19 protein-coding genes are annotated in these 15,318 nt (G+C 61.8%); 8 read left to right on the top strand and 11 right to left on the bottom strand.

All coding sequences use genetic code 11. From position 1 onward, the window contains the following. The first annotated feature begins 6 nt into the window (after positions 1–6). On the top strand, positions 7–1,038 hold the full coding sequence (locus BMX59_RS24540; RefSeq protein ID WP_093126725.1) for an ABC transporter substrate-binding protein: 1,032 nt from the start codon (positions 7–9) through the stop codon (positions 1,036–1,038). Here BMX59_RS24540 and nadE read toward each other — a convergent pair whose 3' ends face one another. The 3 genes from nadE to BMX59_RS24525 are packed head-to-tail and all read right to left on the bottom strand — an operon-like array spanning position 1,039 to position 3,726. Further along, positions 1,039–1,848: an ammonia-dependent NAD(+) synthetase gene (nadE, locus tag BMX59_RS24535; RefSeq protein WP_071491257.1), complete on the bottom strand. Its 810-nt coding sequence runs from the start codon at positions 1,846–1,848 to the stop codon at positions 1,039–1,041. It lies immediately after the preceding gene. 1 nt (position 1,849) lies between these two features. Continuing rightward, entirely contained in the window at positions 1,850–3,067 is a 1,218-nt protein-coding gene (pncB, locus tag BMX59_RS24530; RefSeq protein WP_071491256.1) for a nicotinate phosphoribosyltransferase, read from the bottom strand. Between the two features lie 11 nt (positions 3,068–3,078). Beyond that, the gene (locus BMX59_RS24525) at positions 3,079–3,726 is read right to left on the bottom strand and encodes a nicotinamidase (RefSeq protein ID WP_093126722.1); all 648 of its coding nucleotides are present in this window, start codon (positions 3,724–3,726) and stop codon (positions 3,079–3,081) included. A 146-nt stretch (positions 3,727–3,872) separates the two neighbouring features. On the opposite strand from BMX59_RS24525, the gene BMX59_RS24520 reads away from it, so the two are divergent. Beyond that, on the top strand, positions 3,873–4,565 hold the full coding sequence (locus BMX59_RS24520; RefSeq protein WP_093126718.1) for an NUDIX hydrolase: 693 nt from the start codon (positions 3,873–3,875) through the stop codon (positions 4,563–4,565). 63 nt (positions 4,566–4,628) lie between these two features. On the opposite strand, the gene BMX59_RS24515 is transcribed toward BMX59_RS24520, so the two are convergent. Together BMX59_RS24515 and BMX59_RS24510 are read right to left on the bottom strand one after the other, a co-directional pair. Continuing rightward, positions 4,629–5,402: an L-iditol 2-dehydrogenase gene (locus tag BMX59_RS24515; protein ID WP_092245798.1), complete on the bottom strand. Its 774-nt coding sequence runs from the start codon at positions 5,400–5,402 to the stop codon at positions 4,629–4,631. A gap of 19 nt (positions 5,403–5,421) precedes the next feature. After that, positions 5,422–6,681, bottom strand: coding sequence for an ABC transporter substrate-binding protein (locus tag BMX59_RS24510; RefSeq protein WP_371914390.1), 1,260 nt, complete (start codon positions 6,679–6,681; stop codon positions 5,422–5,424). A gap of 262 nt (positions 6,682–6,943) precedes the next feature. Here BMX59_RS24510 and BMX59_RS24505 point away from each other — a divergent pair, with 262 nt between their 5' ends. The 3 genes from BMX59_RS24505 to BMX59_RS24495 all read left to right on the top strand — a co-directional run bounded on the left by BMX59_RS24505 (position 6,944) and on the right by BMX59_RS24495 (position 10,027). Then, positions 6,944–7,864, top strand: coding sequence for an AraC family transcriptional regulator (locus BMX59_RS24505; RefSeq protein WP_093126713.1), 921 nt, complete (start codon positions 6,944–6,946; stop codon positions 7,862–7,864). A gap of 172 nt (positions 7,865–8,036) precedes the next feature. Then, complete coding sequence (locus BMX59_RS24500; RefSeq protein ID WP_092245807.1) at positions 8,037–8,984, top strand: nucleoside-specific channel-forming protein Tsx; 948 nt, start codon at positions 8,037–8,039, stop codon at positions 8,982–8,984. A gap of 14 nt (positions 8,985–8,998) precedes the next feature. Further along, the gene (locus BMX59_RS24495; protein WP_093126709.1) at positions 8,999–10,027 is read left to right on the top strand and encodes a purine-nucleoside phosphorylase; all 1,029 of its coding nucleotides are present in this window, start codon (positions 8,999–9,001) and stop codon (positions 10,025–10,027) included. A gap of 9 nt (positions 10,028–10,036) precedes the next feature. Here the strand turns inward: BMX59_RS24495 and BMX59_RS24490 are convergent, their stop codons facing one another. The 6 genes from BMX59_RS24490 to BMX59_RS24465 form a co-directional block, all read right to left on the bottom strand. Continuing rightward, a complete protein-coding gene (locus tag BMX59_RS24490; RefSeq protein WP_093126707.1) occupies positions 10,037–10,996 on the bottom strand; it encodes a quinone oxidoreductase family protein in 960 nt (319 codons plus the stop codon). A gap of 29 nt (positions 10,997–11,025) precedes the next feature. After that, positions 11,026–11,199: a DUF1427 family protein gene (locus BMX59_RS24485; protein WP_076955279.1), complete on the bottom strand. Its 174-nt coding sequence runs from the start codon at positions 11,197–11,199 to the stop codon at positions 11,026–11,028. 88 nt (positions 11,200–11,287) lie between these two features. Beyond that, positions 11,288–12,052, bottom strand: a complete 765-nt coding sequence (locus tag BMX59_RS24480) for an AraC family transcriptional regulator (RefSeq protein WP_093126703.1) — start codon at positions 12,050–12,052, stop codon at positions 11,288–11,290. Between the two features lie 120 nt (positions 12,053–12,172). Continuing rightward, entirely contained in the window at positions 12,173–12,343 is a 171-nt protein-coding gene (locus BMX59_RS24475) for a metallothionein (RefSeq protein ID WP_081049255.1), read from the bottom strand. 89 nt (positions 12,344–12,432) lie between these two features. Continuing rightward, positions 12,433–12,885: a DMT family transporter gene (locus BMX59_RS24470; protein ID WP_092245820.1), complete on the bottom strand. Its 453-nt coding sequence runs from the start codon at positions 12,883–12,885 to the stop codon at positions 12,433–12,435. 4 nt (positions 12,886–12,889) lie between these two features. Further along, the gene (locus tag BMX59_RS24465; RefSeq protein WP_093126691.1) at positions 12,890–13,378 is read right to left on the bottom strand and encodes a DMT family transporter; all 489 of its coding nucleotides are present in this window, start codon (positions 13,376–13,378) and stop codon (positions 12,890–12,892) included. 116 nt (positions 13,379–13,494) lie between these two features. Between BMX59_RS24465 and BMX59_RS24460 the strand changes: the two genes are divergently transcribed. From BMX59_RS24460 to BMX59_RS24450, 3 genes are all read left to right on the top strand, one after another. After that, positions 13,495–14,427 (top strand): LysR family transcriptional regulator, encoded by a 933-nt coding sequence (locus tag BMX59_RS24460; protein WP_092246176.1) that lies wholly within the window; start codon positions 13,495–13,497, stop codon positions 14,425–14,427. A gap of 143 nt (positions 14,428–14,570) precedes the next feature. Continuing rightward, positions 14,571–14,930 carry a type II toxin-antitoxin system Phd/YefM family antitoxin gene (locus BMX59_RS24455; RefSeq protein WP_235594949.1) on the top strand — a complete coding sequence of 120 codons (360 nt, stop codon included), beginning with the start codon at positions 14,571–14,573 and terminating at the stop codon, positions 14,928–14,930. Beyond that, complete coding sequence (locus tag BMX59_RS24450) at positions 14,927–15,304, top strand: type II toxin-antitoxin system VapC family toxin (RefSeq protein WP_092245829.1); 378 nt, start codon at positions 14,927–14,929, stop codon at positions 15,302–15,304. Before BMX59_RS24455 ends, BMX59_RS24450 begins: the two co-directional genes overlap by 4 nt. The last annotated feature ends 14 nt before the right edge of the window (positions 15,305–15,318 follow it).

Raw genomic sequence — 15,318 nt, 5'->3', positions numbered from 1 at the left:
ACATCCATGAACCCACGTATTGCGCTGTCCTGCTTGTCCCTCGCCCTGGCCGCCTCAACGGCGCACGCCGCACCCACGCTGTACCTGGGCATGAACGGCGGCACCATGGAACGGGTGTATGCCGACAAGGTGCTACCTGCGTTCGAAAAGGCCAATAACGTCAAGGTGGTGATCGTGCCCGGCACCTCGTCGGACATCCTCGCCAAGGTCCAGGCCAACAAAGACAACCCGCAGATGCACGTGATGTTCCTCGACGACGGCATCATGTACCGCGCGATCTCCATGGGCCTGTGCGACAAACTGGCGCCGAGCCCGACCCTGGAACAGATCCCGGCCAAGGCGAAGATCAAGGACGAAGCCGTGGCCGTGACCCTCGGCGTGACCGGCCTGGGCTACAACGCCAGGATGTTCAAGGAAAAAGGCTGGGCCGCGCCCACCTCGTGGATGGACCTGGCCGACCCGCGCTTCAAGGAGAAAGTGGTGTTCCAGTCCCTGGCGTCGTCCACCTTCGGCCTGCACGGCTTCCTGATGTTCAACCGCATCCAGGGCGGCGACGAAACCAACGTGGAGCCCGGCTTCAAGGCCTGGCCAAAAACCGTAGGCCCCAATGTGCTGGAATACATCGCCAGCTCGGCAAAAATCTCCGAGATGGTGCAGACCGACGAAGCCGCGATCTTTCCTTTGACCCCAACCCAGGTCGCCACCCAGAAACTGCTCGGCGTGCCCATGGAATACGCGCAGCCCAAGGAAGGCGCCGTGGTGCTGAACGTGGCCGAATGCGTGATCGCCCGCAATGACCAGCCAGAACTGGCGCAGAAACTCGCGGCCTTCCTGCTGACCGCCGAAGCCCAGGTACCGGCGCTGGAAGAAGGCGACCAGATTCCGTCGAACCCGACCACGCCGACCACCGGCAAGACCCGTGCGCGGGTGGAAGCGATGCAGGGTTACTTGCAGACGGCAATTTCGATCGACTGGGACCAGGTGAACCAGGCGCGGCCGGAGTGGAACGCGCGGTGGAGTCGGTCGATCGAGCGTTAATCAAAGGGGCGCAATCGGCAGCGCGCGTTTGTGTGCTGTCTTGCTGTACGCGCCCTCGACAATCGTCCTCACCCGCTCGCTCACCGGTTCGCCCATCAGGTAGGCGTCGATCTCTGCATACGTGCAACCGTAGGCGTGCTCGTCCAGCTTGCCCGGTACCAGCTCTTCCAGGTCGGCCGTCGGGTGTTTGTGCACCAGGTTGTCCGGTGCGCCGAGGGCCGTGGCGAGCAGGCGCACTTGGGTTTTGGTCAGGCCGGACAGCGGGGCCAGGTCGCAGGCGCCGTCGCCGAACTTGGTGAAAAAACCCATCAGCGCTTCGGCGCCGTGGTCGGTGCCCACCACCAGGCCATTGTGCAGGTTGGCCACGGCGTATTGCGCGATCATGCGCGTGCGGGCCTTGACGTTGCCCTTGATGAAATCGACATGCTCGGCGCTGGCTTCGGCGGCGGTCAGGCTGGCCATCAGGCCGTCGACGCTGGCGGCGATGTTGAGGGTGTCGATGTGGTCCGCAGTGATGAAATCCAGGGAGGCCTGGGCGTCGCGTTCATCGGCCTGGGTCTTGTAGGGCAGGCGCATGGCGATGAAGCGTGCGGCGTAACCCTCGCTGCGCAATTGCTCTGCCGCCATTTGGCACAGGCGGCCGGCGGTGAGGGAGTCGACGCCGCCACTGATGCCCAATACCAAGGCCTTGCAGCCCGAGTGGCGCAAGGTGGTCTTGATGAAGTCGATGCGCCGTTGGATTTCCTCGGGCTCGCCGCCTTGGGTCAACGCGCGATTGATGTTCAGTTCCCGTGCGATACGTTCTTGCATGTCACACCTCCACACTACCAACGTTGAACACTTGTGCTGCGTACTGCAAAAACGAGGCGTCTTCGCAGACGTTCTTGATCGGGTCATCGGAGAACTTCACCACTGGCTCGCCGTGCACCCGCACCAGTTTCATCACGATGCTCAGCGGCTCAACGCCGTCCACATCGCAGGCCAGGCTGGTGCCCATGCCGAAGCCGAACCTGGCCTTGCCGCGCACGTGACGCAGGATCGGCAGGCATTTTTCGAAGTTCAGGCCATCGGAGAACATCAGGTCCTTGGTCATCGGGTCGATGCCCAGTTGCTTGTATCGGGCCAACACCTTGTCGGCCCAGGCGATGGGGTCGCCGGAGTCCTGGCGCAGGCCGTCGTAGAGCTTGGCGAAGTACAGGTCGAAGTCCTTGAGGAAAAAGTCGGTGCTGATGCAGTCAGTCAGGGCGATCCCCAGGCGACCACGGTACTCGCGCACCCAGTTTTCCAGGGCGGCGTTCTGGCTCTCGCGCAGCCGGCCCAGTTGCTGGTGCACCATCAGCCATTGGTGTGCCATGGTGCCGATCAGCGGCAGGTCGAATTCGTAGGCCAGGTGCGCGTTGCTGGTGCCGACGAACTGGCCGGGGAAATCGCGGCGCATGATGTCGACCACTTCACGCTGGGCCTTGAACGACAGGCGCCGACGAGTGGAGAAGTCCGATACACGCAGGTCGGCCAGTTCATCGCGGCTGAGGTTTTTCTCCAGCCAGTCGAACTTCTGGTAGAGCTTGCGGGTGACGTCTTCAAGGGTTACATCGGGGTATTTGTCGCGGTTGCGCAGCTCGCTGACCAACGCCAGTACCGGTTGCTCGAACATGATGCAGTGCAGCATCGGCCCGACCACGCGGATATTGAGTTGGCCGTCGACTTCACTGACGTGGATGTAGCGCAGGTTGAAACGGAACAGGCCAAGGAAGCGCTCGTAATCCGGGGTGAGGTATTCGCGAAAACGTGGGTTGAACAGGAAGCGCAACTCGCCTTCGCGCATCCGCAGGCTGGCGAGTTTCTCCAGTTCGGCACGGATTTCAGGAATCAGGTGGCCGAGCTTTTCCCTGGAGCGGACGATGAAGTTGTACTCCACATCAACGTTGGGGTACTGGTGCAACACCGCCTGCATCATGGTGAAGGTGTAGTAATCGGTGTCGAGCAACCCCTGGATCACCGGGGATTCGTAGTCGTACGCACTTTCCATGGTGTCTCTCCTTAACGCGTGGCCATTGCGGCCAGTTCTTCGCGGGTGCGGCTGATAGCGACACCGGCCTTGAGCAACTCATTGACCGCCTGTACACCGCCCTCCTCGCTGATGCCTCGGCACGCCGGCAAGTGCAGCACCACTTCCAGGCCGGCCTTGAGCAACTGCAACGCGGTGGTCTTGACGCAGTAATCCAGGGCCAGGCCGCCGACGATCACGCGAACCACGCCTTGGGCTTTCAAATACTCGATGACGCCGGTGGACAGCTTGTCGTGCAGGTCGTGGTAGCAGGCGCCGTAGGGATGCAGGTCGGGTTCGACGCCTTTCCAGATGAAGTAGTCGTAGTCATAAGGCGTGGGCAACTCATCCAGCAGGGTGAAGCCCTCGGTGCCGGGTACACAGTGGCTGACCCAAGTGACATCGGCATGGGCCAGGCCGGTGGGTTGCAGCATGTCGCTGTGCTGCGCCACCACCCAGGGCGCGTGCGGGGTGTGGGCGTCCTTACTGCCGACACGATGGCCGGCAAGGCTGGCCATGTAGTTGAGCTCGGCGCCGATCCGGTCACCGCCGGCCACCGGCAACTCGTTGGGGCACAGCGGCGTGAAGCTCTTCTGGGCGTCGACGTCGAATGAGGCAATGGCGGTTGTCGCGAGGGTCATGGTGGTTCTCCTGTGGCCTGGAAACAAAAGTACACGTCATGTACTTTCATTGCAACAAACATTTGTGTATCTATCCTGGACTCAGTACATGACATATCTGTTCGATCCGTTAGACTGTGCCGCACTGCTGTTTAGAAGGACATCACATGCCTCGTAGCGCCTACCTCCATACCGTCGACCTGTGCGTGCTGTCTTACTGCCGCATCTCTGGCGAGCTGAAACTGCTGCTGAACCAGCGCGACGCCGAGCCCTTCGCCGGGCACTGGGCGCTGCCGGGCGTGGTGGTAAATGGCAGCGTGCAGGACCTGAGCCTCCAGGCTGCGGTGGAGCGCTTGCGGGCGAGTGACAAGGTCGGGCTGGACCTGGCCTGGAGCGAACAGGTGGGGACGGTGGGGGATGCGTTTCGCGATCCGCGCTGCTGGTCGTCGTCCACCTATTACCTGGCGATCGTGAACGAGGACGTGACGCTGGGTGAGCACCAGGGCTGGTATTCGCTGACAGCGGTGGCGAGTGGCGGCATCAAGTTGCCGTTCGATCACAACAGCATTGTGGCAGCGGTGCAGGACCGTTTGTTTTCCAAGTCGTTGTACAGCAACTTGCCGCTGATGTTTCTGGGCAATGAATTCAGCGCACCGGACGCGACCACGATTTTCTCCCTGGTGCTGGCGCGGCCGGTGTTGAAGACCAGTATTCGCCAGCGGTTGTTGAAGCTGACGGAGGCAGGGTATCTGCGCGAGACCGGGCGCAAGAAGCAGGGTGAAGGCGGCAGGCCCCAGGCGACGGTGGAGAACCTGAAGCCTGGAGAGATTTACTTCTTCGACCGCAGTTTTGCGGACTAGCCCCGAATCAACGAACAAAGAGGCTCAACTGTGGGAGGGGGCTTGCCCCTCCCACATTGGGCCCTAGTTCATCCAGTTGCCGCCATCGACATTGTAGGTCTGCGCCACCACGTAGTCGGCCTCTTTTGACGCCAGGAAGATCGCCATTCCGGTCAGGTCCTGCGCCGTGCCCATCCGTCCAAAGGGTACCTCGGCCCCTACCCGCTTCTTCTTCTCTCCCGGAGCCAGCCCTTCATGCCTGGCAAACAGCGCATCCACCCCGTCCCAGTGCTCGCCGTCCACCACACCCGGCGCAATGGCATTGACGTTGATGCCCTGCCTGATCAGGTTCAACCCAGCCGATTGCGTCAGACTGATCACCGCCGCCTTGGTCGCGCAGTAGATCGCCACCAGTGGCTCGCCGCGCCGTCCGGCCTGGCTGGCCATGTTGATGATCTTGCCGCCATGGCCCTGGCGGATCATCTGCCGCGCCGCGGCTTGCAGGGTGAACAGCGTACCGGCGACGTTGATCGAGAACAGCCGCTCGTAGCTGTCGCGGGTGATGTCGACGATGGGTGCCAAGTCGAACAGCGCAGCGTTGTTGACCAGGATATCCAGCTTGCCGGCCTGGGCCACCACGGCGGCAATCGCGCCGTCGATAGAGGCCTGGTCGGTGACGTCCATGGCCACGGCGTAGGCCTGCGGGCCCAGCTCGGCAGCCGTGGCCTGGGCCCGTTGCAGGTTGATATCGGCGATGGCGACTGTAGCGCCCTCTTCGATGTAGGCCTGGGCGAAGGCGCGGCCGATACCGCGCGCCGATCCGGTGATCAGCGCGCTTTTACCTTCCAGTCGTTTCATCAGTAGGTCCCGTCAAAAGTTACTTCGGATAGCCGGCGCGTTTCATCTCGCGCTCGGTGGTGGACTGCGCTTGCAGCAAAGCCTGGTCAACCGACATGCCACCGGTCAGAGCCGCCGAGAACAGCTTGCCGACCGAGGTGCCGATGGCCTGGAACTCGGGGATGGTCACGTACTGGATACCCACGTACGGCACCGGCTTGACGGACGGATGCGCGGGGTCGGCGTGTTTCATCATCTCCAGGGTCACCCGGGCAAACGGGGCCGCCTGCAGATACGCCTCGTTGTAGGTGGACTGGCGGGTGCCTGGCGGCACGTTGGTGATGCCTTCTTTGTCGGCCACCAGTTGGATGTAGTCCTTGGACGTCGCCCAACTGATAAAGGCCTTGGCGGCGTCCTTGTGTTTGGAAGTGGCCGGGATCGCCAGGGACCAGGCGTAGAGCCAGGACGAACCTTTATCGGTGACCTCGGTGGGCGCGGCAGCAAAGCCTACGCTGTCGGCCACTTTGCTCTGGCTTTTATCGGTGGTGAAGGAGCCGGCGACGCTGGCATCGACCCAGATTGCACATTTGCCGCTATTGAACAGCGCCAGGGTTTCGTTGAAGCCATTGCTGGACACGCCCGGCGGGCCGTACTGTTTGAGGGTGTTGACATAGAAGTTGGCGGCCGCGGTCCACTCGGGGCTGGTCAGCTCGGGCTTCCACTGCTCGTCGAACCAGCGCGCGCCGAAGGCGTTGGCCATGGTGCTGAGCAAGGCGATGTTCTCGCCCCAGCCGGCCTTGCCGCGCAGGCACATGCCGTATTGGCCCTTGTCCTTGGCGGTGAGCTTGGAAGCGAACTCACCGAGCTGGGTCCAGGTGGGGTGCGCCGGCATGCTCAGGCCCGCCTGCTGGAACAGGTCGGTGCGGTAGTAGGTGACAGTGCTTTCGCCGTAGAACGGCAAGGCATAGAGGGTGTTGTCGACCGACAGGCCCTGGCGTACCGAGGGGAAGATATCGTCGACATCGTAATCGGCCGGCAGCTGGGCCAAGGGTTCCAGCCAGTGCTTGGCGCCCCAGAGCGGGGTTTCGTAGGTGCCGATGGTCAGCACATCGAATTGCCCACCCTGGGTAGCGATGTCGGTGGTGAGGCGCTGGCGCAGCACGTTTTCTTCCAGCACCACCCAGTTGAGCGTGATGTCCGGGTGCTGGGCTTCGAACACTTTGGACAGGCGCTGCATGCGGATCATGTCACTGTTGTTGACCGTGGCGATGGTGACGGTGTCGGCAGCGTGGCTGGGCATGGCCAGCGCCAGGCCGGACAGCAGGAACAACACTTGCGGGAGCTTGAACATGGCGGTTTCCACCTGTTGTTTTTGTTGTTGAGCGCCGATTACAGCAGCTTGGCCAGGCCCTCACAAACCCTTGGCGGATGCTCGACTGGTACTTTTTTAACCCGGGCGTGCGAGTTAAAAAAGTACCAGTGCCGGACGCAAGCGGGGGTAGCGCCTGAACGCCCGAGGCGCGTATTTTGAAGCGATTACAAGAACCCCAAGAAGTCCGCTCATGCCCATCAGCCGTGCCACACTGTTCGAGCACCGCCCCGCCGAACTGGAAGTGATCCTGCCCGAGCCGGACCACTGTTTCCGCTGGTTCGAACACGACTACCCCTACGACCTGGCGCGTTGGAACCACCACCCCGAATTCGAAATCCACCTGATCCGCCAAGGCAGCGGCAAACTCGTAGCGGGCGACTACATCGGTGCATTCAGCGCCGGGCATGTCGCACTGATCGGCCCCGACCTGCCCCACGACTGGATCGGCGAACTGGCCCCCGGCGAATACCTGAGCGGCCGCGACGTGGTGCTGCAATTCGACGGCGCCGCCCTCCTCGCCCTGCGCAACACCCTGCCGGAGCTGGGCGACCTGCAGCCGTTGTTCGAACAGGCTCGCCGTGGCCTGGAGTTCACCGGGGACACGGCGCTGCACGCCGCCCACCTGATGGAAGCCATCGGCAACGCCCAGGGCCTGCAACGCTTGATCCTGTTCCTGCAATTGCTCGACACCCTGAAAAACGCCCCGCCCCAGCAGGCCAAGGCCCTGGCCAGCCCCTGCTACGCGCCGACCCTGGATGCACGCAGCGCCGAACGCATCAACAAGGCATTCGACTATTTGATGCGCGAGCTGACCGGCGACGTGCGCCTGTCGGTGATCGCACAACAGTTGGAGATGAGCGAACCGGGCTTTTCGCGCTTCTTCAAGCGCAACACCGGCCACGGCTTTATCGACCTGATGCGCAAGTTCCGGGTGCAGCGCGCCTGTCGGCTGTTGCTGCAAAGCGATATGTCGGTGGCGGACATCTGCTTTGAAGTGGGCTACGCCAACCTGTCGAATTTCAACCGGCACTTTCGCATCGAGATGAACCAGACGCCGAGTGACTATCGACGGCAAACCGCGACGCACCTGTTCCACCGCATCGAAAAATGACACCCGGTCAATTCTGACCAAAAGGTCGACTAATCCTGTTTTTTTCCAAGCTGATCAATCGATTGAGCAAAGTTGGTACAGCCTGTGCAAACGTTTGCGGTACGAACTTGGCGACCAAGTTCACCTCTACCCGAAGAATCGGGTTCAAACCGCGTACGAATAGGGATTTTCAATGCATTCCACCTCAAGGCGTCCTACCTGCTTTGGTGTTTCCTTGCTACTGACCGCCGTTACGGGACTACTCAGCGCGCCCCTTTTGGCGCAGGAAAAACCCGTCGATGACTCAGCACAGGGCGAAACCCTCAGCCCGGAAGCCAACCCGGCGAAAAAAGGCGTGTACCTGTCGGATTGGTTCAACCAGGACCTGACGCTGATCGGCAGCAAAGACATCAGCTTCGGCCCCAAGCCGCAGGATGACGTGTACCTGGAGTACGAATACTTCGGCCGCAAGGGGCCTTTCGAGTTGTACGGCTATATCGACGTGCCGAAGATCCTCACCATCGGTAACAGTAATGACAAGGGTGTGTGGGACCATGGCTCGCCGGTGTTCATGGAGCATGAGCCGCGGATTTCCATCGACTACCTGGCGGGCCGCAGCCTGGCCATCGGGCCGTTCAAGGAATGGTACGTGGCCTTCGACTGGATCTACGACCACGGCAGCAACAAGGCCAACCGCGCCAATACGCTGTACAGCGGCCTGGGCACCGATATCGACACCCACTCGCGGGTCAACCTGTCGGCCAACTTCTACGGGCGTTACCAGTGGGAAAACTATGGCGCCAGCAACGAATATTCCTGGGACGGCTACCGTGCGCAAATGAAGTACATCGTGCCGATCGGCAAATTCGATAACGGTGCTTCACTGACCTACATCGGCTTTACCAACTACGATTTTGGCTCGGACCTGCACAAGGACAACCCTGCACGCACCGCCAACTCGCTGGTGGCCACCAACGTGCTGCTGTATTCGTTTACCCATCTGCGCTTCACCCTGGTCGGCCGTTACTTTCATAACGGCGGCAACTGGGAAGACGGCAGCGAGTTGAATTTCGGCGAAGGCAATTTCCGCGCCCGCTCGGACGGTTGGGGTTACTACGCCGGCGTGGGCTATCAATTCTGATCAAGGAGCTTTAGATGAACGCATTGACCCGTCTCTCAATGGCCGCTGGCCTGGCCTTTCTGCCCCAGGTGGTGCTGGCCGATGCACCCACGCCGATCAAGCCCAAGGTGATGCTGATCACCATGTTCGCCCCCGAGGCGCAAACCTGGATCGACCGCCTGGAACTCAAGCAGGAAGTGCGCGTACCGGGCCTGTCCGCCGAGTATCCGGTGATCCGCTGCAATACCCGGGATGTGTGCCTGCTGGTCACCGGCATGGGCCAGACCAACGCCGCGGCTTCCACCCTGGCATTGGCCCTGTCGCCCAAATTCGACCTGCGCCAAAGCTATTTCCTGATCGCCGGGATCGCCGGTATCAGCCCCAAGCACGGCACGATCGGCACCGCCGCGTGGGCGCATTACCTGGTGGAATTCGGCACCCAATGGGAGCTGGATTCACGGGATGCGCCGAAGGATTGGCCGACCGGCTATCTCGGCATCAACACAAAGGGCCCCAACGAAAAACCACCGCTGGACTACAAGACCGAAGTGTTTGAGCTGAACCCCAAATTGCAGGCCAAGGCGTTTGCCCTGTCACAGAAGGTCGAGCTGACGGAAAGCAAGGAATCCAGCGCCTGGCGCAAACACTACCCGGCCGCGCCGGCCAACCAGCCGCCACAAGTTACGCGCTGCGACACCCTGGCGGGCAACACCTGGTTCTCCGGCACGCGTTTGAGCGAGCGCGCCGAGGTGTGGACCAAGCTGCTGACCGACAACAAAGGCGAATACTGCACCACGCAGCAGGAAGACAACTCCACCTATGAAGCGCTGCTGCGCGCCAGCCGCGAAGGTTTGGTGGACATCCAGCGCCTGGCGGTGGTGCGGGCCGGTTCGGATTTCGACCGGCCGTACCCGGGCTACAGCGAAGTGGATAACCTGTTGAAGTACGCGGACCAGGGCGGTTTTGTCCCGGCGCTGGAGAACCTGTACCGCACGGGCAACCCGCTGGTACAGGCGATCCTCAACAACTGGTCGGCCTGGGAAAAAGGTGTTCCCGAGGCATGACCGCCAGGATCAGGGCAGGAAGATGAGCTTGTCTGCGCTGCCCTGGTTCACCTCTTCGAAGCACTGCACCCCATCGGCCAGCGCGACTTCACGCAGGCCGGTGGGCAGCGGCAACAAGCCTTCATCGAAGAACCGCCCGAACTGCTCCAGCATCACCGCGCACTGCTCGCAGTTGTAGAGCAACGAATTGATCCCCACCACCGAACCGCCCTTGCGGTACAACGCCAGGGCCGGCAGTTGTACATGGCCGTCCACCGGTGCGGCGATAATGGCGATGCGGCCGAACGGTGCCAGGCCTGCCACGGCGGCGGGCAGCCAGAAACCGGTGGTGTCGAAGATCACATCCGCACCGCCCTTGAACACGGCGTTGACGTGCGCGCCCAGGTCTTCCGGCTTGCCCAGGGCAATCGCGGCGAAGCCCTGGCCCTGCAAGACTTCAACCTGTTCCGGGCGACGTACGGCGGCCAGCACCTGGGCGCCACGGATCTTCGCCAGGGCCAGGGTCGCACTGCCCACCGCGCCATTGGCGCCGATCACCAGCAGGCGTGTGCCCTGGGTCACGCCACTGCGCTCCAGTGCATCCCAGGCGGTGGTGTACGGCACACCAAGGCTCGCGGCCTGGGCGAAACTCAGGTGGGTAGGCTTATGTGCCACGCCCTTGGCCGACACGGTGAGGTACTGGGCATGGGAGCCGTCGGCAAAAAAGCCCAGGTCACGGCCGGTGCCCCACACTTCCTGGCCGACCAGCGCCTGCGGACCTTCAACCACAACCCCGGCGAAATCACGGCCGGGGATGCGCGGCAAGGTGGTATAGGGAAAACGACCGAGCACGTTTTTGACGTCGCTGGGGTTGAGGCCCGCAGCCTTGATCTGGACCAGCACTTCACCCACGGCCGGCACCGGGGTGGCGACGTCGACAAAGCACAGGTTGTTGAGGTCGCCGGTGGCAGTAAATTGCAGTGCTTTCATGGCCAATATCCATCGAAGAGAAAAAGAGATCAGGAGAACCAGGTGCCCACCAGCTGCCGCCCCATGGGCCAGAGCTTTTCACCCAGCAACATGCCCATCAGGCCGATCAGGGCGATGGCCGGCGGTGCGGGCGAGCGGAAGTCGAGGGCGCCGTAGATCACGCCGACAAACAGGCCGATGGCCAGGGAAATGAGGTAGTTCATGGGGCAGCGCCTTATGGGTGGATGCGCTCAGTGTAGAGAGCACCAGCCTGAAGCATCGGCCAAGTGCTTCAGGATTTCGGCCAACCCCTCAGCCCACGTATTGCGAGGGCGCCACACCGAGTTCACGCCGGAACATGTCGCTAAAACTGCTGGGCGAATACCCCAGGGAACGCGCGATGGCGCTGACCGACTGGCCCTGGATCAACTCTGCCACCGCCGTGGCCAGTTGCACCTGGCGGCGCCATTCGGCAAAGCCCATGCCCAGGTGGGTCTGGAACAGCCGCGCCAGGGTGCGCACGCTGGCGCCGGCGGTTTCGGCATGCTGCTCGAAAGGGATCTCCAGGGACGGCGCAGCCATGACCGCCTGACAGGCATTGATCAGCCGGCGGTCGGCCTCCACCGGCATGGCGATGCGAATCGGCGAGCGACGCGCCCGTTGCAGCTCCAGCAAGGCCAGGCTGACCAGCGCGTCGTAGTAAGCCACCTCACCGTTGTCGCCCTCGTCCACCAACGTGACGATCAGCTCGCGCAACAACCCACCGACTTCGATCACCTGCACCTGGCTGTCCAGCGTTGCCGCCAGGGCCGGGCGCAGGTAGATATTGCGCATCTGCAAGTCCGAGACCACGCGGATACCATGCTCCACGCCGGGCGGCAGCCATACGGCACGCTGTGGCGGCACCACCAGCGCTTCCTGCGGGGTGTCGACCCACATCACGCCGCTCATGGCATAGAGCAACTGGCCCCAGTCGTGGCTGTGGGGCTCAATGTAGAGCCCACGCAGATAGGTGCGCGCCAACGGTTGCACGGGAACGGCAGGATCACTGAGGTCAGGCGGCGCGGCCAGGGCCATGGGATGCACATCATTCGAAGGAGAGTCGCTATGGTAATCACCGCCGCACGACAATCCGAGTGATTTTTGCGGCCCGCAAACCGTGTGGGAGCACGCATGCTCCCACCGGTTCAAACACCGCTAGCCTTTGGCAGACTTGGCACATTCACACCCCGTCGCAGCCGCACACGGCTCACCATGGGCATGGTGCTCGGCACAGCCCTGGCAGCAATAGCCCTTGCCGTCCTTCATGACCGCATCAGGTCCCAGCACGCATTTGCAGTGTGGGCAGGCACAGGTTTTATCTGGCATGGTCAGACTCCTTCTTCATGGTCGTCCCGGTGCGGCGGACGCCGACACCTTAAGCAGTGACTGCGGCCCGCCTTCGTTGGTTCAAGCCATCAGTCGGTGCGGGTATTGCTGCGATACATGAACACCAGCGCCAACGCCAGGCAGGCCATCGCCACGATGCGGCCGCTCGACAGCTCGATGGCCGGGTTGCCCAGCCAGCCGAAGTTGTCGATCAGCATGCCCATGCCCAATTGGCCGACGATCACCGCGACGGTGGCAACGGCCGTGCCGACCACCGGCACCGCGCCGACCATCACCATCATGTACACCACACCGAACAACGCACCGGTCAGTTGCCATTTCGGCACGTCCAGCAGGCTCACCGCCTGGACGGGTTCAAAGAAGAAAATCATTAACGCGGTGACAATCGCCCCCACCGAGAAGGTCACCAGGCTGCCACGCAACACCCCCACCGCCTGGCCCAGGCGACCGTTGATCGCCGCTTGCACGCTCAACACCGCACCTGCGGCGACCACCACTACCAGTAACAGAATCAGATTCATCGCCTTAACCTCGTGCAATCAGAACAAGTGCCACCACAATCAGCGCCAGAGCAATCCAGCGTTCGCCATTGACCCGCTTGCGCGCCGAGCCGAACCAGCCGAAATGGTCGATCAGCACGCTCTTGCCGACCTGCCCGGACAAAATCGCGATCATGGTCATCGCAATACCGATGTGCGGCGTGGCCAGGGTCAGCACGACCACGTAGATCGGTCCCAGGAAACCGCCGATCAGCTGCCAGCGCGGCAGTTCGGAGAGCGCCGGGCCCTTTTGCGGGCCACTGAACAACAGCAGCAGATACAGGATCGCCGAGCCCACCCCGAAAATGCTCAGGGTCGCCCACAAGTGGCCGACCTGCACACCCAGCGGGCCGAGCAACCCGGCTTCTACCGACAGGCCCATGCCGGCCAGGATCACCAGCGGCAGCAACAGCAACCTCAAGATGTTTTTTTTCGGCCTGGCTTGCGCCACACCCTCGATGGAACTTGCTTGCATACATCACCCGCGCTCAAGAAAGGAAACAAGGCGCGCATTATCCGGTGGCCGTGCTGTGCGATAAATGGGAGCATATCGACAACACCTTTGCGCAAAACGCACAGCCTGGAGACATGATGCAAGGCTTGAATGAATTGAGTTTCAAGGCGCTGCGCCTGTTCGTGGCCGTTCTGGACCTGGGCAGCTTCTCCGAAGTGGCTCGCCGCGAAGGCCTGGCACCCTCCTCTATCTCCCGGCAGATACAGCTGATGGAACAGGCCCTTGGCCAACAGTTGCTGTACCGTCACACCCGCGCGGTCAGCCCCACCGAAGCCGGTCGGCTGCTGGGGCGGCATGCGCGGTTGATGCTCGAACAACTGGAAGCCGCCGGCCAGGCGTTGCAGGAACAGGAAAGCGAGCCCAGCGGCCTGGTGCGCATCAATGCACCCATGGTATTTGGCCAGCGTCACCTGTCACCGTGGCTGGGCGAATTGTGCCGACGCTATCCGAAGCTGCAACTGGACATCCAGCAGACCGACACCTACGTCGACCCACTGCAGGACGGTACCGACCTGCTGTTCCGCATCGGCGTGCTCAACGATTCCAGCATGCAGGCCCGCATCTTCGCGCCCCAACGCTTTCGCATCGCCGCCAGCCCCGCCTACCTGGCCCGGCATGGCACCCCGCAGCACCCCGACGAGCTGAGCAACCATCAATGCCTGGCCTACAAAGGCATCACCGGCCAGCAGCGCTGGTTCTTTCGCAAGGGCCAGGGCGACTGGACGCCCTACAGCGTCAAGGGCCCGATCACCGGCAACCATGCCGACACCTTGACCCACGCCGCCGAGCAAGGGCTGGGGCTGGTGGTGTTCCCCTCCTGGTTGATCGGCGAAGGCTTGCGCGCAGGCACGTTGCAGGCGGTGCTGACCGACTATGAAGTGGCGACAACCCTGGAACCGCAGCAGATTGCGGCACTGTGGCCGGGCAGCCGGCGCTTGTCGCTGAAGGTGCGGACGGTGATTGATTATTTTGTGGAGTGTTTTGGGGGGGTGCCGTATTGGGATCGGTGAGCAAAGAGGCTCGGGAGAAACATCGCCACATCAGGAATTTTCTTACAGGAGGAAGTAGTTCCATTCTGTTTTTCCGGGCCAGTATTCTTCTGGCCAAGCCTTATACGGCAGACTTTTGCGATATCTTCCTTTAGAGAACTGCCATGAAAGTCACGTATCACAAACCATCGCGATCTGAGCGTGCCGCGTCCGCCAGCGGTCTGGCCGTCTTTGATAGCGCACCCAGTTTTGGCTATATTTGGCCAAAATATGGGGATAACCACATGATCACGGTTCCTTTGGGCGAAGCGAAAAACAATCTGTCAAAACTGGTGGATGAGGCCGCTGCGGGCAAGGTCATCACCATAGCCAAACATGGACGTGCGATGGCACAGCTTGTGCCCATGGGGAAATCCAAGGGTCGCAGAATCGGTGCCATGAAAGGCAGGTTCATCATTCCCGAAGACTTCGACGCACCTTTGCCTGACGATCTGCTGGATGCCTTCGAAGGCAAGCCTGCATGAGAGTGCTGTTGGACACCCACATTCTGCTTTGGACCCTGACGGAAGACCCCAGGCTATCCGGCAAAGCCAGGAAGCTGATTGAGAATGCCGCAGAGGTCTACATCAGCGCTGCGACATTCTGGGAGATGGCAATCAAGGTCGGCCTGGGGAAACTCGCTGTCGATCTGGATGAAATCCGTGAGTACTGCCTGGAAAGCGGATTTGTCGAGCTGCCCGTCACCTCGGAACATGCCATCGCGGTCAAGGATCTCGAACACCATCACAAGGACCCTTTTGATCGGCTCATCGTAGCGACAGCCATGAGCGAACCCATGAGGCTATTGACGGCCGATCCAGGCATCGCCCAATACACGTCCTTGGCGATCCTGGTCTAACTCATCTCGACGAC

Source organism: Pseudomonas sp. NFR09 (assembly GCF_900111535.1).
Classification (GTDB): Bacteria; Pseudomonadota; Gammaproteobacteria; order Pseudomonadales; family Pseudomonadaceae; genus Aquipseudomonas; species Aquipseudomonas extremorientalis.
Note: the sequence above shows the minus strand (reverse complement) of the source record. Positions and strands in the feature narration are given on the sequence as shown.